Below are 21711 nucleotides of genomic sequence, written 5' to 3'. Positions count from 1 at the left end.
AAGGACAAGTCAGGTTAACAAGGCTTGGCGTTTGCGTTAAAATATGCCTGAACACAAAATCAGGTCGTCTGAACAGCATTTATCGGCTTTCAGACGGCCTTAACAAGGAATACCTCATGTCTGATCAAACCCATACACCCGAGCAAGCCGAAACCCTGCTTGAGTTTCCGTGTATCTTCCCTTTAAAAGTAATGGGCATTACCCACCCTGAATTTGTCAGCTCGATTTTAGCTGCCATTCAGGAACACGCCCCAAATACCACCGAAGCGCACGTGACCACCCTCCCGAGCAGCAAAGGCAACTACACCGGCGCTACCGTAAAAATCGAAGCCACCAGCAAAGAGCAGCTCGATAATATCTACCGCGCCCTGACTTCGCATGAAATGGTGAAAGTGGTTTACTAAGATGAAAATCGTGCAGAAAGGCTTGGTAGAATATCAGCCGACATTCGAAGCGATGAAAGCGTTTAATGCCAACCGCGACGAACATACTGAAGACGAATTGTGGGTGGTCGAGCATCCGCCGGTGTTTACCCAAGGTTTGGCCGGAAAGCCCGAGCATCTATTGATTCGTGACGATATTCCTGTGGTGCAAATCGACCGTGGTGGCCAAATCACTTACCACGGCCCCGGCCAGTTGGTGATTTACACCATGATTGACTTCAAGCGCCGCAAAACCAGCGTGCGCCACATCGTTTCTGCACTAGAAAACAGCATCATTGCCACCTTGGCCGAATACAGCATTGAAGCCGCTGCCGACCCGAAACGTCCCGGTGTGTATGTAGGCGAACGCAAAATCGCTTCACTCGGTTTACGCATCAAAAACGGCTCGGTCTATCATGGCTTAGCTTTGAATGTAAACATGGACTTAAGCCCGTTTAGCCACATCAACCCTTGCGGCTATGCCGGTATGGAAATGACCCAAATCGCGGATTTCATCAATCCGTGCCCCACGCTTGCAGAAGTGGCCGATAAACTCACCGGCCATCTGAACACGCAACTGACCTCGAAAGAATCATGATGAGTGAAATTAAAATTGACGATCCCAAACGCGGCGTAAAATTACGCAGTGCCGACAAAACTGCCCGCATTCCGATTAAAGTGGTGCCGTTGCAGGAAAAATTGAAAAAGCCGGAATGGATTCGTGCCAAATTACCTACTAAAAAATTCTTTGAAATCAAAGATATTTTACGCGAACAAAAAATGCACACCGTGTGTGAAGAAGCCTCTTGCCCGAATATCGGCGAATGCTTTAGCAGAGGCACAGCCACTTTCATGATTATGGGCGATATTTGTACCCGTCGTTGTCCGTTTTGCGACGTGGGTCACGGCCGCCCTAACCTATTGGATCCGGATGAGCCACAAAATCTGGCTGAATCTGTTGCCGCCATGAACTTACGTTATGTGGTAATTACTTCCGTTGACCGCGATGATTTACGTGACGGCGGAGCACAACACTTTGCCGACTGCATCAAAGCCATCCGCGAGCGCAGCCCGAACACCAAAATCGAAATTCTTGTACCGGATTTCCGCGGCCGTTTGGACATTGCCCTGAAAATTTTGGCCGAAACACCGCCGGATGTGATGAACCACAATTTGGAAACCCATCCGAGCCTGTATAAAAAAGCCCGTCCGGGTGCCAATTACCAGCATTCGTTGGATTTGTTGCGCCGCTATAAAGAAATGATGCCGCATATTCCAACCAAATCCGGCATCATGGTCGGTTTGGGTGAAACCGATGAAGACGTGCGCGAAATCATGCGTGATATGCGCGCCCACAATATTGAGATGATTACCATCGGCCAATATCTGCAACCTTCAGACGGCCATTTGCCGGTGTTGCGTTATGTGACACCCGAACAATTCAAAATCTTTGAAAAAGAAGCGTATGAATTGGGCTTTAGCAATGCCGCCATTGGCGCGATGGTTCGATCCAGCTACCACGCGGACGAACAAGCTGCCGAAGCCCTGCGCGAAAGCCACGGCGGCGGTTGCAGCCATTAAATCAAACGTGTTTATCATGCCGTCTGAACTTTTCAGACGGCATGATTTTTCAGTTTGTATCATCGCTCAATACGGCTTTTTAAAGCTTTTATGCTATACTTTCAGGCTGAATATGCGCAAAACTGCCACACACTTTATTTTCCTAACATGATGTTTTTATGGAAATTAATGACAGACTTTAAACAATATTCAGGCCGTCTGAAAATTAAAACAAAATAAAACTATACTTTTTCTTAATTTATGCGATAATAGCTAAATAAATTCTTAGTTAATTCGTGACAACACTTACAGAAAGTACCATTATGTCAGATGAAAAAAGCAAAGCCCTTGCCGCTGCCTTAGCCCAAATCGAAAAAAACTTCGGTAAAGGCTCTATCATGAAGATGGATGGCAGCCATCAAGAAGAAAACTTAGAAGTCATCTCAACCGGCTCGCTCGGCTTGGACTTAGCTTTGGGCGTAGGCGGTTTGCCGCGCGGCCGCGTGGTTGAAATCTTCGGCCCTGAATCATCCGGTAAAACCACTTTGTGTTTGGAAGCCATTGCACAATGCCAAAAATCAGGCGGTGTATGTGCATTCATCGATGCCGAGCACGCATTTGACCCGATTTATGCGCGCAAATTGGGCGTAAAAGTGGAAGAATTGTACCTTTCCCAACCGGACACCGGCGAACAAGCCTTAGAAATCTGTGATACTTTGGTACGCTCCGGCGGTGTGGACATGGTCGTGGTTGACTCGGTAGCCGCATTGGTACCGAAAGCCGAAATCGAAGGCGAAATGGGCGACAGCCACGTCGGTTTACAAGCGCGCTTGATGAGCCAAGCCTTGCGTAAACTGACCGGCCACATCAAACGCACCAACACTTTGGTGGTATTCATTAACCAAATCCGCATGAAAATCGGTGTGATGTTCGGCAGCCCGGAAACCACTACCGGCGGTAACGCGTTGAAATTCTACGCTTCCGTGCGCTTGGATATCCGTCGTACCGGCCAAATCAAAAAAGGCGACGACGTGATTGGTAACGAAACCAAAGTTAAAGTGATTAAAAACAAAGTAGCGCCGCCGTTCCGTCAAGCCGAATTTGATATTCTGTATGGCGAAGGCGTGAGCTGGGAAGGCGAATTGATCGACATCGGCGTGAAACACGACATCGTTGAAAAATCCGGCGCATGGTACAGCTACAACGGCGCGAAAATCGGCCAAGGCAAAGACAACGTGCGCTTGTGGCTGAAAGAAAACCCGGAAGTTGCCAACGAAATCGATGCCAAAATCCGTGCAGCAGTCGGCATCAACATTGACATCACCGAAGGTAAAATTGACGATACCGATGGCGAACGTCCTGAAGAGTAAAATCGTGACGGCAACGTGGACTTAATGTCTCATAAAAAAGAGCAGGCTTAGCACCTGCTCTTTTTATTTGTTTTTGAATTGCTTAAGGCGGAGAGCGTTGCAAAGCTCAGTTTAAACTAAGAAAGCTATGCTCGTCATTCCCGCCTGTGCGGGAATGACGATTTAAAGATTTACGAGTTTTGCAAAAATATCAGGCCGTCTGAAAGTAAATACTCCCCAGCCTAAACCTTTCCTATTTTCGCTTCACGAATCGGTAAATTCAACAAAGCAGCCATAGCGGCAAGCACCATATCCGCGTACCACATCCAGTTGTAATCACCAAAAGCCGTAATCGCAATACCGCCCAAATACGCGCCAAGAAAACCGCCGATTTGGTGCGACAACAAAGTTAAGCCGAATAAAGTCGCCAGATAACGCAGACCAAACAATTTGCCGGTAATCGCGGCAGTCGGCGGCACTGTGGCCAGCCATGTCAAACCTAGCCCGAATGCGAATAAGTAAAACGTCCAATCAGTACGCGGCATCATCAGGTAAATCAAAATCAGCAAGGCACGCGAAGCATACATCCAAAACAAAATATATTTGCTGCGAAATTTGCCCACACACCAGCCGGCTGCCAAGCTGCCAATTACATTGGCGATGCCGATAATGGCCAGCGACCACGAAGCTACCGTCGGCGGCAAACCGCACAAGGCCACTTCAGTCGGCAAATGCGTCACCAAAAAAGCAATGTGAAAGCCGCAGGTAAAAAAGCCCAAATGCAACAAAATATAGCTGCGGTCTTTAAATGCTTGTGAAACAGCCTGCTTCAAAGTCTGTTCAGGTTGTACATTCGGGGCCGTCTGAACGGCCACCGCGCCCGATTCTCTGCGCGTGAGCCAACGTGCAATCGGGATAATCAGCAAACTCACCAACGCCAACACATACATGGCACCGCGCCAACCGATGGCCGGAAGAAAAATCAATCCTTGCAACACAGGCGAGAACAGAAATTGGCCGAACGAGCCGCCTGCATTTACTACACCCGAAGCCGTGCCGCGCATTGATGGTGGCAGCTTATTGGAAACTTGGCTCATCAAAATCGAATGACTACCCGCCCCCGACCCCATCGCCAACATCACCCCCATGCTCAAGGTTAAGCCCCAAGTAGTGGTGAGCGACGGAATCAGCGCGCAACCAATGGCCAGAAGAATTGTGCCCCACAACAACACCGGCCACGCGCCAAAGCGATCCGCCAACGCGCCCGACAGCGGTTGTGCCACGCCCCACATCAATTGACACATCGCCATCGCAAAACTGATGCCGGCAATGCTCAATGCAGTGGAATTGACCATCGGCTGCACAAACAAGCCGAGCGACATCCTGATGCCCATGGTAATCATCAACACCGCCGCCGCGGCAAACGCAATCAGCCACAATAATTTCGTCTGATGAATCTCTGTCTGCATATTATTCTCTTGATGGATATGTAAACAATGCCGTCTGAAACCAATGTTCAGACGGCATCTTCATCACAAATCAAACCTTAGTCCGTCTGCCCGTCTGCGCGCTTTCATAGGCTTTTTCAATTAAACCTAACACTTGCGCCACCTGTCGTGCATTCACCGCCAAAGGCTCGCCTTCAGTCAAAGCGGCATAAAGATTTCGATAAAACGCACCATAATCGCCGCGCTCGCTCGGCATGGTTTGGCGCATGATTTGACCGTCGATTTCCGTGTGCAACACGCCCCATTCTTGCGACGTTTCTACATTCCAATTACCTTCAGGCAATATACCGCCAACCAGCAAGGCTTCTTGATTATCCGCGTCCTGCTTGATATACGAACCTTTTTTACCGTGCAGCGTCATAAACGGCAAAGGCTCGCGGGCATATTTGGTGCCAATCAGCGACACCTTCAGGCCGTCTGAATAATACAGCGCGATGTCGAAATTATCATCACTCAACGCGCCTTCATGCTGGTGGCGGATATCGGCATACAGTTCAGACGGCATACCAAATAAATCCACCGCCATATCCAATAAATGCGAGCCCAAATCATACACCAAGCCCACACCTGCGCCGCCGGTTTCCTTCCAACGCTTTTTGTTCAAGCCCGCCGCATAGCGTTCAAAACGAAATTCCGCATCGACAATCTCGCCTAACAGGCCGTCTGAAAGCAGTTTTTTGGCCGTGAGCGGCGCGCTGTCCCAACGGCGGTTTTGATAAACGCTCAACAACACGCCCTGTTCATCAGCCAAATCCGCCAAGATTAACGCTTCTTCCGCCGTGGCACACAGCGGCTTTTCCACCACCACATGCTTGCCCGCCGATAAAGCTTGTTTAGCCAATTCAAAATGCGTTTGATTCGGCGTAGTAATCACGATTAAATCCACGTCATCAGTGAGCAAATCATCAAAATTGCGCACGGTTTCCGCATCCGGCAACACGTTTTTGGCCTTGTCGCTGCTGCGTTCAAACACCTTAACCACATCAAAACGACCGTCCACACGCCAAAATGGCAGATGAAACACTTGCGCCGACATGCCGAATCCGGCCAAGCCGATGTTGATTTTTTTCATACGATTTCCTTTTCAGACGGCCTAATCACAGAATATCCGTTATAATTGCGCATTAATGAAACAGGCTGTATGCTTGATTGACCAAATTCATGCCAATCCACTTCAGACGGCCATCAGAAAGGACACATTATGCGAAAACCACAACGCGGCTATGCCCGCCAAGACCGAGTTCGTGAACAAATCATGCGCGAACTGGCCGAACTCGTCCGCACCGATTTGAAAGACCCGCGCGCCGGTTTCATCACCATCAACGAAGTCGAAGTCACCCGCGATTACAGCCACGCTACCGTGTTTTACACCGTATTGGACGACAGCACCCGCGAAATCACCGAAGAAGCACTCGACCACGCCAAAGGCCATTTACGCAGCGAATTGGCCAAACGCATCAAGCTCTTCAAAATTCCCGAGCTGCATTTCAAATACGACGAATCATTAGAACGCGGCATGAGCATTTCCAGCCTGATTGACCAAGTGGCGGCTGAAAAACCGGTAGAAGATTAAACCATCCATCATAAAGGCCGTCTGAAAAGCATTTAACCGGCTTTCAGACGGCCTTTTACAGTTGAAACCCCATGAATACCAAACCCAGCAAACGCCCTATCAACGGCGTTTTATTACTCGACAAACCCGAAGGTTTGAGCAGCAACACCGCCTTGCAAAAAGCGCGCCGTCTTTATCGCGCCGAAAAAGCCGGTCACACCGGCGTGCTCGACCCACTCGCCACCGGCCTACTGCCTGTATGCTTCGGTGAAGCGACCAAGTTCGCGCAATATCTGCTCGATGCGGATAAAGCCTACACCGCCACCATGAAGCTGGGCGAAGCCAGCACCACCGGCGATGCCGAAGGTGAAATCATCGATACCGCCCGTGCTGATATTTCGCTACAAGAATTTCAGACGGCCTGCGCCGCACTCACCGGCCCTATCCGCCAAGTGCCGCCGATGTTCTCTGCATTGAAACACGAAGGCAAACCACTTTACGAATACGCGCGCAAAGGCATCGTGATTGAACGCAAACCGCGCGACATCACCATTTACTCGATTGATATTCAAGAATTTTCCGCACCCAAAGCCGTGATTGACGTGCGTTGCAGCAAAGGCACTTATATCCGCACCCTCAGCGAAGACATCGCTAAGCACATCGGCACCTTCGCCCACCTGACTGCCTTGCGCCGCACCGAAACCGCCGGTTTCATCATCGCACAAAGCCACACGCTGGAACAATTGGCAGACTTAAGCGAATCCGAACGCGATGCACTCTTGCTGCCTTGCGATGTACTGGTGCAGCATTTGCCGAAAATCACACTCAACGACCGCGCCGTTGAAATGCTGAAATTCGGCCAACGCCCACAGTTCACCGAAAACATTGCGCATGAACAACCGATTCGTATGTACAGCCAACAAGGCGAATTTATCGGTTTGGTTGAATATCAACAAGACATAGGCCGTCTGAAAGCCTTGCGTTTGATGAATACGGCGAATACAAGCGAATAAAAACACAAAAAGCCGTCTGAAAAATTTTTTCAGACGGCTTTTTTTCTATTTAATCAAATTTTCTATTCAATCAAAATCAGCGCAACAATTGTTGCGATTCACCACGCTCAGCGGCTTGCACCTTGTCTTGCGCCGCTTTGACATTGTTTCCCAAACTCTGCACGCGCTCTAAATACTTGGCGTAATTGCGTTCATTGCCCAAGCGCACTTTTTTGCCTTCTTCCAAAGCGTGCTGCGCCTGCTGCAATTCGCGTTGTGCCGCTTCCAAATCAGCAGATGTATTTGCTTGCGGCATGCTTTCGCTGATGGCGACTGGGGCGGCAGTTTGATAAACAGGTGCTGAAGTGTATACCGATGGGCGGCCGATATTGCTGGCTTTGCAGTTTTTGCCGCCGTCTTGGCTATAAACCTTGCGGCCTGAGCGGTCGGTGCATTCGTAAATGGTTGCTGCTTGGGCAGCTGTGGAAGCGAGCAAGGCTAAGGTGAGTAAAACGGTTTTGTTCATGTGGGTCATCCGGTTGAAATCAATTCAAGCTATTGTAATGAATTCACGTTAGGGTAAAACGCCGGTTTGTGTAAAAATAAGTTGGCTAAAACCATTTCCACCAAATAAACACCAGCGCAGCAATCATAATCAGGTTGGCGATGATAATCGGCATCCAGCGTTGCGGCTGCTGGCGCACTTCGGCGGCATTGCGCGTGCGGCGGATATAGAAAAACGGGCTGAGCAGCATCGATGCCGCGCAAATCAGAATAATCACGGCGTAATAGATTTTTTCGGTTTCCAACGCGTTTCCTTTTCAGACGGCCTCTATAAAATATGCTACAATTTCGCCCGATTATAACACTCTATTTATAAAGGTTTTACAAAGAATGATTTCTACCAACGGCATTACCATGCAGTTTGGCGCAAAGCCGCTGTTTGAAAACGTGTCTGTCAAATTCGGCGAAGGCAACCGCTACGGTTTGATCGGCGCCAACGGCTCGGGCAAATCCACGTTTATGAAAATTCTGGGCGGCGATTTGGAGCAGACTGCCGGTGAAGTGGCGATTGAAAACGGCGTGCGCTTGGGTAAGCTGAAACAAGACCAGTTTGCTTACGAAGATATGCGCGTGTTGGATGTGGTGTTGATGGGGCACACCGAAATGTGGGCGGCCATGACCGAACGCGACGCGATTTACGCCAACATGGAAGCCACTGAAGACGACTATATGCGCGCGGCCGATTTGGAAGCCAAGTTTGCCGAATACGACGGCTACACCGCCGAAGCGCGCGCCGCCGAATTGTTGAGCGGCGTGGGCATTTCTGAAGATTTGCACAATGCGCAAATGAGCGAAGTTGCTCCGGGCTTCAAATTGCGCGTGTTGCTGGCGCAGGCATTGTTTTCCAAGCCCGACGTGTTGCTGCTTGACGAGCCGACCAACAACTTGGACATCAACACCATCCGCTGGTTGGAAGGCGTATTGAACGAATACGATTCGACCATGATCATCATCTCGCACGACCGTCACTTTTTGAACGAAGTGTGCACCCACATGGCCGACTTGGACTACAACACCATCACCATCTATCCGGGCAACTACGACGATTACATGCTCGCTTCAGCACAATCCCGCGAGCGCGCGCTGAAAGACAACGCCAAAGCCAGAGAAAAACTGCAGGAACTGCAAGAATTCGTGGCGCGTTTCTCGGCCAACAAATCCAAAGCCCGCCAAGCCACCAGCCGCTTGAAACAGGCCGACAAAATCAAATCGGAAATGGTCGAAGTCAAACCTTCTACCCGCCAAAACCCGTATATCCGTTTTGAAGCCGACGAAAAAGCCAAGCTGCACCGTCAGGCCGTGGAAGTGGAAAAACTGGCCAAGCGCTTTGAAACCCAGTTGTTCAAAAACCTCAACTTCATCTTGGAGGCCGGCCAACGCCTGGCGATTATCGGCCCCAACGGTGCCGGTAAGTCCACTTTGCTGAAATTATTGGCCGGTGCCTACAACGCCGAATATTCAGACGGCCTCACCCAAGACGAAGGCACCATCAAATGGGCTGAAAAAGCACATGTCGGCTACTATCCGCAAGACCATGAAAACGACTTCGACGTCGATATGGACTTGAGCGAATGGATGCGGCAATGGGGTCAAGAAGGCGACGATGAGCAAGTGATCCGCGGCACACTCGGCCGCCTGCTCTTCGGCAGCAACGATGTGGTGAAAAAAGTCAAAGTATTGTCCGGCGGAGAGAAAGGCCGCATGCTCTACGGCAAATTATTGCTGTTGAAACCGAACGTGCTGGTGATGGACGAGCCGACCAACCACATGGACATGGAAAGCATTGAATCGCTCAACATGGCGCTGGAAAAATACAACGGCACGCTGATTTTCGTTTCGCACGACCGTCAGTTTGTTTCATCGCTCGCCACCCAAATCATCGAGCTCGACGGCAAAGGCGGCTACGAGCATTACTTGGGCGACTACGAAAGCTATCTGGAGAAAAAAGGTTTGGTTTGATTCTCCATTAAATGAAGCTGAAACTGAAACAGGCCGTCTGAAAAGTGAATCTGCTTTTCAGGCGGCCTTACCCTTTGCCGAATGTTATAATCCTGTTCCAACACATTTCCCCTATCGTCTTATGAAACTCAATCCCCAACAACAAGCCGCTGTAAATTATTTGGGCGGGCCGCTTTTGGTTCTGGCCGGAGCCGGCAGCGGCAAAACCGGTGTGATTACGCAAAAAATCAAGCACTTGCTGGTTAACATCGGTTATGCCGGCCATCAGGTGGCAGCGATTACCTTTACCAACAAGGCGGCGAAGGAAATGCAGGAACGCGTGGCGAAAATGCTGCCCAAATCGAAAACGCGCGGGCTGACGATTTGTACCTTTCACTCTTTAGGCATGCGAATTTTGCGTGAAGAAGCCGCGCAAATCGGCTACAAAAAAAACTTTTCCATCTTAGACGGCACCGACAGCGCCAAAATCATCGGCGAGCTGTTGGGCGGCACGGGCAAAGAAGCCGTGTTCAAGGTGCAGCACCAAATCTCACTATGGAAAAACAATCTACAAACACCTGAAATCGCGTTTCAGACGGCCTCAAATGAATGGGAAAAGCAAACCGCGCAAATTTATGCCGGTTATCAAGCCACTTTGGAAAGCTATCAGGCGGTGGATTTTGACGACCTGATCCGCCTGCCCACGCTTTTGTTGCAGCAAAACAGCGAAGTGCGCCACAAATGGCAGCTGCGTTTGCGCTATTTGTTGGTCGATGAATGCCAAGATACCAACACCTGCCAATTCACGCTGATGAAGCTGCTTACCGGCGCGGAAGGCATGTTCACCGCGGTGGGCGATGACGACCAATCGATTTACGCTTGGCGTGGCGCCAACATGGAAAACCTGCGCCAAATGCAGCAGGATTATCCGCAAATGAAGGTGATTAAACTTGAGCAAAATTATCGCTCCACCGCGCGGATTCTAAAAATCGCCAACAAAGTGATTGAAAACAATCCGAAATTGTTCCAAAAAACCTTATGGTCGCAATTCGGCATGGGCGAAGTGGTGAAAGTGGTGGCGTGTCAAAACGAGCAGCACGAAGCCGAATGGGTGGTCAGCCAAATCGTCAAACAAAAAGTCGTGGCGGGCGACAAAGCCAAATATGCCGATTTTGCCGTGCTTTATCGCGGCAACCATCAAGCGCGTGTGTTTGAAGAAGCCCTACGCAGCGCGCGCGTACCCTATCAGCTTTCCGGCGGGCAAAGCTTTTTCGACAAAGCCGAGATTAAAGACGTATTGGCCTACATCCGCCTGATTGCCAATCCGGCCGACGACCCCGCCTTTTTACGCGCCGTGACCACACCCAAACGCGGCATCGGCGACGTGACGCTGGGCAAACTCAACACCTACGCCCACGAACACGAGTGCAGCCTATACGAAGCCGCCCAAACCGAAGCAGCCTTAGCCCTGCTCAACACCGCCAACCGCGAGCATTTACAAGCATTTATGCACATGATGGAAGCCTACCGCAACCGCGCCGAAGTGGCCGATGCAGGCGAATTCATCACCAGCCTGCTGGAAGAAATCGGCTATGAAAACCATCTGCTCATCAGCGAAGAAGGCAAAGCCGGAGAAATCAAATGGCGCAACGTCACCGATTTAACCTCATGGCTGCAACGCAAAGGCGATGAAGACGGCAAAAACATCATCGAAATCGCGCAAACCATCGCGCTGATGACGCTGCTGGAAGGCAAAGATGAAGAAGAAAACGACGCAGTCAAACTCTCCACCCTGCACGCATCCAAGGGCTTGGAATATCCGTATGTGTTTTTAGTCGGCTGCGAAGAAGGCATTTTGCCCCACGCCGACAGCATTGAAGAAAGCAACGTCGAAGAAGAACGCCGCCTGATGTATGTTGGCATCACCCGCGCCAAACGCCAATTAACCCTAACCCACTGCATCAAACGCAAGCGGCAAGGCACATGGCAATTTCCCGAGCCGAGCCGTTTTATCGACGAAATGCCACAGGAAGATTTGAAAATTTTAGGCCGCCAAGGCGGCGAGCCGATTGTCAGCAAAGAAGAAGGCAAAAGCCATTTGGCCAATTTGCGTGCGATGATTGCGGCGAAAAGTAAGGGATAAGCTTGTATGCCGTCTGAAAAGTTTTATCATCTTTCAGACGGCATTTTTAGAATGTCGGATACGAATCGGACGATGTTTACTACGCTGGCACCGACGATAATAGCGATTGTCAAATTAGATGACATAGGTTAAAGTCCCTGTAAATTAAATATTTTTTCGGGGCTAACCATGTCCACATTCAAGTTGCCTAAAGAATTAGTCGCATTTATCGATGATATTTTCGGCATGTTGGGGCTGGCTTTTGCAGTCCTACTCATATTGGTAATGTTTGCCGTAGGATTTGCCTTCTATCCGATTATCAGCAGTATCGTTGCCGGTCTGTTTGTTATCGGCCTCTTGATGGAATATCTGGGGAAAGGCCGTAAATCGTCTTAGCAAGCGTAGGTCGGATACTTGTATCCGACACTCTTAAAGCTACTAGGCCGTCAAGGTGGCGAGCCGATTGTCAGTAAGGAAAGAAGCATTTTTAGAATGTCGGATACGAGTATCCGACCTACCGTTAGTATAAATTTTATAATAAATAACAAGGCCGTCTGAAATCCGTTTTCTTAAAACTTTTCAGACGGCTTTGTTTATTCCCACATATCACAACAATCGTAGCTCAGATACTTACATCCAACCTTCTTAAATCCACTAATGCAAATGCTCATAAGCCTTCTCGGCCAAGGCACTGCTGATGCCTTCCACTTGCGCCAAATCTTCCTTACTTGCTGCGGCCACGCCGCGTAGGCCGCCGAAGCGGGTAAGCAAGGCTTTGCGGCGTTTGCTGCCTACGCCGGGGATGTCGGTCAGCGATGAGGTAACGCGTGCTTTGTCGCGTTTTTTACGGTGGCCGGTGATGGCAAAGCGGTGCGATTCGTCGCGCACGGTTTGCAGCAGGTGCAGCGCCGGGCTGTTCGGCGGCAGGCGGAACACTTCGCCGGTAAACGGTAAAATCAACTCTTCCAAACCGGCTTTGCGCTCGGGGCCTTTGGCAATGCCGATCAGCGGAATGGTCAAGCCCAATTCTTCCCACACGCTCACAGCCACGCCGATTTGGCCTTTGCCGCCATCAATCAACACGGCATCCGGCCATTTGACTGCTTCGCCATTGGCTTCGGCCTGCTGCATTTTGCCGTAGCGGCGGGTCAATACTTCACGCATGGCGGCGTAATCGTCACCCGCTTTGGCGGTAGTGATGTTGTAGCGGCGGTATTGGCTCGACTGCATGGCCTGTTCGTCATACACCACGCAGGACGCGATGGTTGCTTCGCCCTGCATATGGCTGATGTCGAAGCATTCTAGGCGTTTGAGGCCGTCTGAATCCATGTTCAACACTTTGGCCAATTCTTCGATGCGGTTTTGCTGGCTACTTTGCTGCAATTGGTGCTGGCCGATGGCAATACGCGCATTTTGTTCGGCCATTTTCATCCAGACTTTGCGCTCGCCGATGGTTTTGGTGACAAACTGAATCTGCCTGCCCTGCTCGTCAATCAAGGCTTGTTGCAGGCTTTCGGGTAAGGTGAAATTGCTGATAATGATGTCGGGCTTGTCTTTGCCCAAATAATGTTGCGCGACAAAGGCTTCGGCGTAATCCTGCAAATTCGGATCCGGATCGTGGCGCACATCGGGGAAGAAGCTTTTATCGCCGACATGCCGCCCGCCGCGCACGCTTACCCAATGGATGCACACGAGGCCGTCTGAAACCACGGCGGCGAGTAAATCGATGTCGTTGGGATTATCCGGATTTTTGCTGTCGATATACTGACGGCTCTGAATCACACCCAAAGCCTGAATCTGGTCGCGATATTTGGCCGCTTCTTCAAAATTTAGCATATCGGCCGCGCGGTTCATTTTATGGTGCAAAACTTGGGTGAGCTCGTCGGTTTTGCCATTCAAAAACGTGGCCGCCTGATTGACATCGGCACGATAATCTTCCTGCGAAATATGGCCGACACAAGGCCCCGAGCAACGTTTAATCTGATAAAGCAGGCAGGCGCGCTCGCGATGCTCGAATACGCTGTCTTCACAAGTGCGCAGCTTGAATACTTTCTGCAAAATCTGAATACTGTCGCGCACGGCATAGCCGTTGGGATACGGGCCGAAATACTGATTCGGCTTTTTCAAGGTGCCGCGGTAATACGCCATCTGCGGAAACTCATGCCCGCTGAACATCAAATACGGATAGCTTTTATCGTCGCGAAACAAAATATTGTATTTCGGCGACAAAGCCTTGATAAAATTGTTTTCCAAAATCAAGGCTTCAGTTTCATTGCGCGTGACCGTGGTTTCGATGTGGTGAACCTGTTTCACCATCAAACGTATGCGTGGCGATAAATCGTTTTTTTGGAAATAGCTCGACACCCTGCGCTTCAAATTCACCGCTTTACCGACATACAATACATTGTTTTCTGCATCAAACATGCGGTACACGCCCGGTAAATTGGGCAGGTTTTTTAGGAATAAATCTAAATTGAAGTCTTGGGTTTCGCTCACGGAACGGCTCATCGGGTAAGGGTTTGATAGATGATAAAGATAGGGATGGAACGGCGGTTTTCAATCTGGCAGTTTTTTCAGACGGCCTATTTAAAGATTTCCGCATAATCCGTATGCTCAAGTGGCGGCTGCTTAATTTGCTGTTCAAGCGCTTGCAAATCGATAAATCTTGCTTGGCGGTGGTATTCCTTACCATGCGCATACAGCAACACCGCCGGAATGGTTAACACTTCAAACACGGCTGCTGCTTCGGTTTGCTCGCTCAAATTGATTTCCAAAGCCGTCAGCGCATGCTTTTCCGCCAAAGTCTGCACGCGCGGTTTTATCGCATGGCACACGCCGCAATTTGTGGCAGAAAGATACAACAAAGCTTCTGGGGCGTTGGCGATGATTTCGAGCGTTTGGGCTAAGGGATAGGTGTTCATTTTAAGCAGGATTTTCTTTCAGACAGCCTCATTATAAGCGATAAAGAAAATGCCGTCTGAAACGTATGAAAACATATTTCAGACGGCATTTTGCTAACTTAGTTGATACGGATGAACCCGTTTTCAGGCGGCCTCATCTTCTTTGGCAAACAGCTTATCGCGGTCTTGCTCAAATTCGCCCCACATTGCATTCATGATGGCGAGCAACACGGCAAAGCCCAAGCCCAAAATCCATGCAAAATACCACATTGTTGGTTCCTTTCTTCTTTCAGACGGCCTCAAAATCAATATGCCGTCTGAATCGTGTTAATACGCGCTGTGATCGTTTTCGCGGATGTCTTCCACCGTAACTTTGCCGCTCATTACCTTATACGCCCACGATGTGTAGGCCAAGATAATCGGCATCATGATTGCGGTAGAAAACAGCATCACCACCAAAGTCAGGTGGCTGGAAGTCGCATCCCATACGGTCAAGCTCGAGCGTAAATCGCTGCTGCTCGGCATGATGAATGGGAACAGCGACACGCCGAATGTGCCGATGACACCAATCACACCCAAGGCGGAGAAGAAAAACGCCGCACCCATTTTATCCATGCGTGCCAGCAATGTGCCGATGATGAATCCGGCGTAGGCAATCAGCGGCACCAGCATGGTCAGCGGATATTGCTGATAATTATTGAGCCAAGCGCCGGTTTGTTGGGTCACTTCTTTACCCAAAGGGTTTGGCAGCGTATCGGGGCTGAGTGTGCCGGCAGTCACAACATAGCCCTCCACACCCGTGGCCACCCACCAGCCGCCGATGCTGAATAATAATAGTGTAGCGATTAAAGCAGGCAGCAACACTTTACGCGTGCGCTGATAAACCACGCCTTCGGTTTTGTTCATCAGGAAAATCGCGCCGTGCAACACCAGCATCGCCACAGACACCAAGCCGCACAATAAGGCAAACGGGTTCAGCAATGCCCAAAACGAGCCGGTGTAAAACGAGCGCATGGTGTCGTCAAAGTGAAACGGCACGCCCTGAATCACATTGCCCAAGGCCACGCCGAACAACAAAGCCGGAACAAACGAGCCGACAAACAAGCCCCAGTCCCATGTTTTGCGCCATGTCGGATTTTTCACCAAGCTGCGGTATTTGAAGCCGACCGGCCGGAAAAACATCGCCCACAACACCGCCAGCATCGCCCAGTAGAAACCGGAAAACGCGGTGGCGTAAATAATCGGCCACGCGGCAAAAATCGCGCCCGCGCCGGTAATCAGCCATGTTTGGTTACCTTCCCATGTTGCACCGATGGTGTTCACCACCACGCGGCGTTCTTCATCGGTTTTGGCGACAAACGGCAGCAGCGTGCAGATGCCCATGTCGTGGCCGTCCATCACGGCAAAACCGGCAATCAGAAAACCAATCAAGAGCCACCAAACAAATTTCAGGCTGGCGTAATCAAAGAAATTGACAATATCCATTCTCTGTCTCCTTAATGCGCTTCATTGTCGTAGCGGCCTGTGCCGAGCGAACCCGGCCCTTGGCTGATGTATTTGCGCATCAAATACACTTCCACCACCAGCAATACGGTGTAAAACGCGATAAAGCCCGCCAGCGAACCATACAGCGATGTCACCGATAATGACGATGCCGACAAATGCGTCGGCAGCACACCGTAAATCGTCCACGGTTGGCGGCCGTATTCGGCCAACAGCCAGCCCGCTTCAATCGCAATCCACGGCAGCGGCAGCGAAATCACCGCCAAGCGCAGCAGCCATTTTTTGTGGGCAAACGTGTTTTTCACCGAATGCCAGAAGCTCAAGCCGAATACCAGCAGCATCACCACGCCGCTGAACACCATCACGCGGAAGCTCCAAAACAGCGGCACCACTTTCGGAATGGTCTCACGCGCGGCTTGGTCTTTCATTTCCGGCGTGGCGGCGGCCACATTGTCGGTGTATTGCTTCAACAGCAAACCGAAGCCGAGATTGTCTTGGTGCTGCTCAAACACATCACGCGCGGCGGCATCATCGCGGTTTTGACGCAGCGTTTCCAATGCGGTCACGGCTTGCTGCCCCGATTCGATGCGCTGGCGGTTTTCCGCCACGATGTCTTTAATGCCCGGAATTTCCTTATCCAGCGAACGCGTGCCGATGATGCCCATCACATAAGGGATATGCACGGCAAAATCGTTTTTCATTTCTTGTTCATTAGGAATAGCAATCAGGTTAAACGACGCCGGCGCTGGCTCGGTTTCCCACATCGCTTCCAATGCCGCCATCTTGGTTTTCTGCGCATGGCCGATGCTGTAGCCCGATTCGTCGCCCAACACGATAACCGACAAAATCGATGCCATGCCGAATGCCGCCGCGATGCGGAAGCTCTTCTTGGCAAACTCAATGTCTTTCTTACGCAGCAGATACCAGCTTGACACCGACAGCACAAACATCGAGCCGGTGACATAACCTGCCGATACCGTATGCACGAATTTGTTTTGCGCTTCCGGATTGAAAAACACATCGACAAAGCTGGTCATCTCCATGCGCATGGTTTCCAGATTGAATACCGCGCCGACGGGATTCTGCATCCAACCATTGGCCACCAAAATCCACAAAGCGGAAAGATTGGTGCCCAGCGCCATAAACATGGTCACCAACAAATGCTGGCGGCGGGTCATGCGTTGCCAGCCGAAGAAAAACAGGCCGACCAACGTTGCTTCCATAAAGAACGCCATCAAGCCTTCCAAAGCCAACGGCGCGCCGAAAATATCGCCGACATAGTGCGAATAATACGACCAGTTGGTGCCAAACTGAAATTCCATGGTAATGCCGGTGGTGACACCTAGGGCAAAGTTAATGCCAAACAACTTGCCCCAAAACTGGGTCATGTCGCGGTAAATCACCTTGCCCGTCATCACATACACGGCTTCCATAATCACCAAAATCCACGATAAGCCCAGTGTGAGCGGCACGAAGAGAAAGTGATATAACGCCGTTACAGCAAATTGTAGCCGCGAGAGCTCAATCACATCCATACGAAATACTCCTTATAAATATGCGGTGTTAATCATCAAGAAAATGTGTGGGTAACGTATTCATTAATCATCTGTTTTTCTAATTTTGGTTTCAGACGGCCTTGTCATTGAGGCCGTCTAAACAATGATTAGCTATTTATCTCTAAAATCTGGTCATCCGAATCCTTGGGCAAATGATGGCTGGCGGCAATCAAAAAGCCATCGGCTTGCGCTTCACGCAACGTCTGCCAAATCTGCCCGCGTGTGGCTTCGTCTAATCCGGCAAACGGCTCGTCCAACAGCAAAACAGGTTTTGGCCGCAGCAGCAAACGCGCCAAGGCAATTCGTCTCGCCTGCCCGCCTGACACCGCCGCGCCGTATTCGCCCAAAGGCGTTTGCAAACCCTGCGGCTGCGCCCTTGCCCAATCGGCCAGCGCCACTTGTGCCAACACGCGCCATAAGTCTTCATCGCTGATTTTGTCATCGCCCAAGCGCAGGTTGTCGGCCAGGCTCATATCGAAAATATCGACTTGCTGCGCCAAATAGTTCACCGCCGCAAAATCGTATTCCCGCCCGCTCATGTTCAGACGGCCTGATTGCGCCGCCAACTCTCCAGCCAACACGTCCAGCAAAGTCGATTTACCGCAGCCGGATTTGCCGCGGATAATCAGCGCTTCGCCTGTTGTCAGCGTAAAAGAAACCTTTTCCGCGCCGTTTAATGCACCGGTGTATCGGGCGTAAAGATTTTGAACGCTAATGTGGCTAATATCATTCAAGGCCGTCTGAAGATCGTGATTTTGAATGTCGAAAACCGTTTCAGACGGCATGGTTAATTCGTTCAAGCGGTCGCGGGCGGCGGCGGCAAAACCGTAAGCCATAAATTGCGCCGTCAGAGGCGATAATACTTCGTTCAAGCCGAACACCGCCAACACCATCGCCAGCAATACCGGCACGCTCAAATCCTGCGCTTGCAATAAGGGCAAGGCCTGCCAAATCATCAGCCCAACCACCACCGCCAGCAAACATTGTTGCAACCAGCCATACAATGAAGCCAAGGCTTGTTGGCGGCGCTTCAATTGGCCGTAGGCTTCATCGGCGGCGATAAACTCGCGGCGGCAATCTGCCCAGCGCCGCCACAGCAGCAGCGATGTCAGCATCTGCAAAGGCTCGAGCAGCAAAGTGCGGCGGGTTTCGGCTTGGTCGGCATCTTCGCGCGCCAGCTTTTTGCCGTGAACCGCAGCCAAGGCAGGCAACACGATTCCGGCCAGCAACAAAGGCAAAGCAACCGCAATCGCTAAACTCGGTGCGACAAAAGCCAGCCACAATAAAAAGGCCGTCTGAAGCAGCAAAGCCCACAACCACGGCATGAAAAAGCGCAGCGGCAGATTGTCGAGCAAATCAATGTCGCCGGTCAGCCGGTGCATGATTTGCGCCGAAACATTGGCCTTATCCCAAGCGTGGGTCAAGTTTGCAAACAGGCAGATACGCAAATCGCGCAGCAGCGCCAACACGGCATTGTGCGAAGCCAAGCGTTCACCGTAACGGCCGGCAGTGCGGATAATTGCCAAAGCGCGGATAATGGCGCCGGGGCGGAAATAGTCGAAGGTGTAAGCCGTTGCCATCGCAGCCAAACCGGCCGCCGCCGCCGCGCTGATAAACCAGCCAGAAACCGCCAGCAAGGCAACGGTTGCCAATAAAGTTGCCGCGCCCAAAGCCCATGCCAGCAACCATTTTTCGGCTTGCGACCGCCACAATTCGTGCAAACGGAATTTATGCTTTTCCATGCTGCGCCTCCAAAATCACCGTTTGATCCAACCAGTCGATTTCCTGCCAATCATGGCTTACCAGCAGCACAGTCTTGCCGCGGCTAAGTGTGTCAAGCAAGGCATAAATTTCAGCGGCAGTTTGCGCGTCCAAATGGGCGCAAGGTTCGTCCAGCAGCCACAAGCCGCAATCGCGCAGCAATAATTGCGCCAACGAAAGCCGCTGCTGCTGCCCGCCCGACAAACCACGTCCGCGCTCACCCAGCGGCGTATCCAAAGCTTGCGGCAATCGGGCAACCACGTCCCACAGGCCGGCTTGCTTCAAAACATGCTGCATCTCTAATTCATCGGCATCAGACTTAGCCAAGCGCAAATTATGGCGGATACTGCCGCGCATCAACGTCGCCGATTGTGCCAGATAAGCGGTTTGCTGCCGCAGTTGGGCAATGTGGTCGCGATGGTTTTTGCCATTAACCAAAATCTCACCCTGATAATCCGCAAAACCAAGCAAGGCTTGCAACAAACTCGATTTCCCGATGCCACTTTCGCCACCAATGCCGATACGCGTGGCAGACGGAATATGCAGCGAAAATTCGGCCAAGCGTTGCCGTTCGCCATCGCTTATGCTGACCTTGTTCAACAAAATTTGCGGCGCATGATGGGCAGTAATGTCATTTGATAGGCCGTCTGAAAAATCATTTGTCTCGGCGTGTGCCAATAAAGGTTGCAAGGCTTCCGCCGCGGCTTGTGCTTGCGCTTTGGCATGGTAATCGCTGCCCAGTTGGCGCAAAGGCAGATAAAATTCCGGCGCCAACAACAAAATAAATAATGCACTTTCATACGGCACCGGCACCACACCTTGCGCCCACGGCAACACGCCGATCAGCCCCAAGCCGAGATACACCGCCACCAGCGCAATCGCCAGCGAAGCAAACAATTCCAATACTGCGCCCGATAAAAACGCCAATGCCAACACGCCCATGGTTTTACGCTGATAGCGCGAAGCCGATTGCGCCACCTGCTTTTGTGCCCAATCCGTCGCTCGCAAACGCCTGAGCGTCGGCATACCGCGCACCAAATCCAAAAAACGCCCGCCAAATTGCGCCAATACATCCAACTGTTCACGGTTTTTATCCGCCGCCATGCTGCCGACCAAAATCATAAACAGCGGCACCAGCGGCGCGGTGAGCAGTAAAAGCCCGGCCGCCAATTTGCTGTGAAAAAATACCGCCGCCACAATCGCCAATGGCGTGATCACTGCCACCAGACTTTGCACATAAAAGCGGCTGATGTAGCCATCGAGCGCATCGACCTGCTCTAACACCTGCGTGCTCAATGCGCCGTCATTGCCGTAGCGATGCCGTGCCGGCCCTAGCGTCGCCAGCGCATCTAATAATTTTGCCCGCAAGCTGCTGCGCGCATCCAAACTGATGTTTTGCAGCAACCTCTCTTTGCCTAAATTCAACAATGGCCGCAGCAGCAAACAAGCCATCAGCCACGGCAAAATACGCACCAACACATCACGGTTAACCGCTGCACCCGCCACCACGGCATTGAGCCAATCGGCAAACAAGTGCGCCAATAATGCGCTTTGCACAATCAGCAAAGCCACCGATACGCATGCCAAAACCACCGGCAGCCACAAGCGGCGGCGGTAAGGCATAAGCAGGCTGCGCAGCAGATTGTCGGAACGCATTCGCGGCATAAAAATTCCCGAGTTGAAAACAACGGCCATCTATCACTAAAGTTTAGCCAAGGATAAGCCGAAAGAATTATGCCATTATATGCCTGATTTGATTTATATCAAACCAAGCAAACTGTAAAAGCATGGAGAAAACGATATGATATTAATAGAAAATATTTATTCGTTTTATAAATGAATTATTCAAAAAGACAAAGGTCGTCTGAATATTCAGACGGCCTTACATTCGCATTTCAAGTGCAACGCTCAAATGCCATTGGCAAGGGCTGCTGAAAACAGATCACCCGGTGTCTCATAGTCCAATGTCTTTCTCGGTCGGCGG

General features: G+C 50.9%; 20 protein-coding genes. 9 read left to right on the top strand and 11 right to left on the bottom strand.

Going from position 1 to position 21711, the window contains the following annotated elements; genetic code table 11:
• Positions 1–116 precede the first annotated feature (116 nt).
• The 4 genes from CRG49_RS05435 to recA all read left to right on the top strand — a co-directional run bounded on the left by CRG49_RS05435 (position 117) and on the right by recA (position 3352).
• Positions 117–404 carry a YbeD family protein gene (locus tag CRG49_RS05435; RefSeq protein ID WP_095502035.1) on the top strand — a complete coding sequence of 96 codons (288 nt, stop codon included), beginning with the start codon at positions 117–119 and terminating at the stop codon, positions 402–404.
• A 1-nt stretch (position 405) separates the two neighbouring features.
• The gene (lipB, locus tag CRG49_RS05430) at positions 406–1020 is read left to right on the top strand and encodes a lipoyl(octanoyl) transferase LipB (RefSeq protein ID WP_095502034.1); all 615 of its coding nucleotides are present in this window, start codon (positions 406–408) and stop codon (positions 1018–1020) included.
• Positions 1020–2003, top strand: a complete 984-nt coding sequence (gene lipA / locus CRG49_RS05425) for a lipoyl synthase (RefSeq protein WP_095502033.1) — start codon at positions 1020–1022, stop codon at positions 2001–2003. Before lipB ends, lipA begins: the two co-directional genes overlap by 1 nt.
• Positions 2004–2305: 302 nt before the next feature.
• A complete protein-coding gene (gene recA / locus CRG49_RS05420) occupies positions 2306–3352 on the top strand; it encodes a recombinase RecA (protein WP_095502032.1) in 1047 nt (348 codons plus the stop codon).
• Positions 3353–3573: 221 nt separating this feature from the next.
• On the opposite strand, the gene CRG49_RS05415 is transcribed toward recA, so the two are convergent.
• The gene (locus CRG49_RS05415) at positions 3574–4800 is read right to left on the bottom strand and encodes an MFS transporter (RefSeq protein WP_095502031.1); all 1227 of its coding nucleotides are present in this window, start codon (positions 4798–4800) and stop codon (positions 3574–3576) included.
• A gap of 70 nt (positions 4801–4870) precedes the next feature.
• On the bottom strand, positions 4871–5911 hold the full coding sequence (locus CRG49_RS05410; protein ID WP_095502030.1) for a Gfo/Idh/MocA family oxidoreductase: 1041 nt from the start codon (positions 5909–5911) through the stop codon (positions 4871–4873).
• Between the two features lie 129 nt (positions 5912–6040).
• On the opposite strand from CRG49_RS05410, the gene rbfA reads away from it, so the two are divergent.
• Complete coding sequence (gene rbfA, locus CRG49_RS05405; protein WP_095502029.1) at positions 6041–6412, top strand: 30S ribosome-binding factor RbfA; 372 nt, start codon at positions 6041–6043, stop codon at positions 6410–6412.
• A 71-nt stretch (positions 6413–6483) separates the two neighbouring features.
• Positions 6484–7404: a tRNA pseudouridine(55) synthase TruB gene (gene truB, locus CRG49_RS05400; protein WP_095502028.1), complete on the top strand. Its 921-nt coding sequence runs from the start codon at positions 6484–6486 to the stop codon at positions 7402–7404.
• Between the two features lie 76 nt (positions 7405–7480).
• On the opposite strand, the gene CRG49_RS05395 is transcribed toward truB, so the two are convergent.
• Both CRG49_RS05395 and CRG49_RS05390 read right to left on the bottom strand, forming a co-directional pair.
• Entirely contained in the window at positions 7481–7909 is a 429-nt protein-coding gene (locus CRG49_RS05395) for a DUF4124 domain-containing protein (protein WP_095502027.1), read from the bottom strand.
• 85 nt (positions 7910–7994) lie between these two features.
• A complete protein-coding gene (locus CRG49_RS05390) occupies positions 7995–8192 on the bottom strand; it encodes a hypothetical protein (RefSeq protein ID WP_095502026.1) in 198 nt (65 codons plus the stop codon).
• Positions 8193–8277: 85 nt separating this feature from the next.
• Between CRG49_RS05390 and CRG49_RS05385 the strand changes: the two genes are divergently transcribed.
• The 3 genes from CRG49_RS05385 (at position 8278) to CRG49_RS05375 (ending at position 12403) form a co-directional block, all read left to right on the top strand.
• Positions 8278–9906, top strand: a complete 1629-nt coding sequence (locus CRG49_RS05385; RefSeq protein ID WP_095502025.1) for an ABC-F family ATPase — start codon at positions 8278–8280, stop codon at positions 9904–9906.
• Positions 9907–10027: 121 nt separating this feature from the next.
• The gene (rep, locus tag CRG49_RS05380; protein WP_095502024.1) at positions 10028–12028 is read left to right on the top strand and encodes a DNA helicase Rep; all 2001 of its coding nucleotides are present in this window, start codon (positions 10028–10030) and stop codon (positions 12026–12028) included.
• A gap of 168 nt (positions 12029–12196) precedes the next feature.
• Entirely contained in the window at positions 12197–12403 is a 207-nt protein-coding gene (locus CRG49_RS05375) for a hypothetical protein (protein ID WP_095502023.1), read from the top strand.
• A gap of 258 nt (positions 12404–12661) precedes the next feature.
• On the opposite strand, the gene uvrC is transcribed toward CRG49_RS05375, so the two are convergent.
• The 7 genes from uvrC to cydD all read right to left on the bottom strand — a co-directional run bounded on the left by uvrC (position 12662) and on the right by cydD (position 21392).
• Positions 12662–14515 (bottom strand): excinuclease ABC subunit UvrC, encoded by a 1854-nt coding sequence (gene uvrC, locus CRG49_RS05370; RefSeq protein ID WP_095502022.1) that lies wholly within the window; start codon positions 14513–14515, stop codon positions 12662–12664.
• A 74-nt stretch (positions 14516–14589) separates the two neighbouring features.
• Positions 14590–14928 carry a thioredoxin family protein gene (locus tag CRG49_RS05365; protein ID WP_095502021.1) on the bottom strand — a complete coding sequence of 113 codons (339 nt, stop codon included), beginning with the start codon at positions 14926–14928 and terminating at the stop codon, positions 14590–14592.
• 123 nt (positions 14929–15051) lie between these two features.
• Positions 15052–15177 carry a cytochrome bd-I oxidase subunit CydX gene (cydX, locus tag CRG49_RS05360; RefSeq protein ID WP_095502020.1) on the bottom strand — a complete coding sequence of 42 codons (126 nt, stop codon included), beginning with the start codon at positions 15175–15177 and terminating at the stop codon, positions 15052–15054.
• Between the two features lie 57 nt (positions 15178–15234).
• The gene (gene cydB / locus CRG49_RS05355; RefSeq protein ID WP_095502019.1) at positions 15235–16392 is read right to left on the bottom strand and encodes a cytochrome d ubiquinol oxidase subunit II; all 1158 of its coding nucleotides are present in this window, start codon (positions 16390–16392) and stop codon (positions 15235–15237) included.
• Between the two features lie 11 nt (positions 16393–16403).
• Positions 16404–17945 (bottom strand): cytochrome ubiquinol oxidase subunit I, encoded by a 1542-nt coding sequence (locus CRG49_RS05350; protein WP_095502018.1) that lies wholly within the window; start codon positions 17943–17945, stop codon positions 16404–16406.
• A gap of 128 nt (positions 17946–18073) precedes the next feature.
• The gene (cydC, locus tag CRG49_RS05345; protein WP_095502017.1) at positions 18074–19708 is read right to left on the bottom strand and encodes a thiol reductant ABC exporter subunit CydC; all 1635 of its coding nucleotides are present in this window, start codon (positions 19706–19708) and stop codon (positions 18074–18076) included.
• Complete coding sequence (gene cydD, locus CRG49_RS05340) at positions 19695–21392, bottom strand: thiol reductant ABC exporter subunit CydD (protein WP_095502046.1); 1698 nt, start codon at positions 21390–21392, stop codon at positions 19695–19697. The genes cydC and cydD overlap by 14 nt, the downstream gene beginning before the upstream one ends.
• Between the last annotated feature and the right edge of the window lie 319 nt (positions 21393–21711).

Origin of the sequence: Neisseria sp. N95_16, from assembly GCF_002551535.2 — a bacterium.
GTDB lineage: Bacteria > Pseudomonadota > Gammaproteobacteria > Burkholderiales > Neisseriaceae > Neisseria > Neisseria brasiliensis.
This window is presented reverse-complemented; position numbering and strand designations above follow the sequence as displayed.

What these genes read in the sequence shown, in the direction of transcription:
- CRG49_RS05435 (WP_095502035.1), top strand. Translation starts at nt 117, where the DNA reads ATGTCTGATCAAACCCATACACCCGAGCAAGCCGAAACCCTGCTTGAG.
- lipB (WP_095502034.1), top strand. Translation starts at nt 406, where the DNA reads ATGAAAATCGTGCAGAAAGGCTTGGTAGAATATCAGCCGACATTCGAA.
- lipA (WP_095502033.1), top strand. Translation starts at nt 1,020, where the DNA reads ATGAGTGAAATTAAAATTGACGATCCCAAACGCGGCGTAAAATTACGC.
- recA (WP_095502032.1), top strand. Translation starts at nt 2,306, where the DNA reads ATGTCAGATGAAAAAAGCAAAGCCCTTGCCGCTGCCTTAGCCCAAATC.
- CRG49_RS05415 (WP_095502031.1), bottom strand. Translation starts at nt 4,800, where the DNA reads ATGCAGACAGAGATTCATCAGACGAAATTATTGTGGCTGATTGCGTTT.
- CRG49_RS05410 (WP_095502030.1), bottom strand. Translation starts at nt 5,911, where the DNA reads ATGAAAAAAATCAACATCGGCTTGGCCGGATTCGGCATGTCGGCGCAA.
- rbfA (WP_095502029.1), top strand. Translation starts at nt 6,041, where the DNA reads ATGCGAAAACCACAACGCGGCTATGCCCGCCAAGACCGAGTTCGTGAA.
- truB (WP_095502028.1), top strand. Translation starts at nt 6,484, where the DNA reads ATGAATACCAAACCCAGCAAACGCCCTATCAACGGCGTTTTATTACTC.
- CRG49_RS05395 (WP_095502027.1), bottom strand. Translation starts at nt 7,909, where the DNA reads ATGAACAAAACCGTTTTACTCACCTTAGCCTTGCTCGCTTCCACAGCT.
- CRG49_RS05385 (WP_095502025.1), top strand. Translation starts at nt 8,278, where the DNA reads ATGATTTCTACCAACGGCATTACCATGCAGTTTGGCGCAAAGCCGCTG.
- rep (WP_095502024.1), top strand. Translation starts at nt 10,028, where the DNA reads ATGAAACTCAATCCCCAACAACAAGCCGCTGTAAATTATTTGGGCGGG.
- CRG49_RS05375 (WP_095502023.1), top strand. Translation starts at nt 12,197, where the DNA reads ATGTCCACATTCAAGTTGCCTAAAGAATTAGTCGCATTTATCGATGAT.
- uvrC (WP_095502022.1), bottom strand. Translation starts at nt 14,515, where the DNA reads ATGAGCCGTTCCGTGAGCGAAACCCAAGACTTCAATTTAGATTTATTC.
- CRG49_RS05365 (WP_095502021.1), bottom strand. Translation starts at nt 14,928, where the DNA reads ATGAACACCTATCCCTTAGCCCAAACGCTCGAAATCATCGCCAACGCC.
- cydX (WP_095502020.1), bottom strand. Translation starts at nt 15,177, where the DNA reads ATGTGGTATTTTGCATGGATTTTGGGCTTGGGCTTTGCCGTGTTGCTC.
- cydB (WP_095502019.1), bottom strand. Translation starts at nt 16,392, where the DNA reads ATGGATATTGTCAATTTCTTTGATTACGCCAGCCTGAAATTTGTTTGG.
- CRG49_RS05350 (WP_095502018.1), bottom strand. Translation starts at nt 17,945, where the DNA reads ATGGATGTGATTGAGCTCTCGCGGCTACAATTTGCTGTAACGGCGTTA.
- cydC (WP_095502017.1), bottom strand. Translation starts at nt 19,708, where the DNA reads ATGGAAAAGCATAAATTCCGTTTGCACGAATTGTGGCGGTCGCAAGCC.
- cydD (WP_095502046.1), bottom strand. Translation starts at nt 21,392, where the DNA reads ATGCCGCGAATGCGTTCCGACAATCTGCTGCGCAGCCTGCTTATGCCT.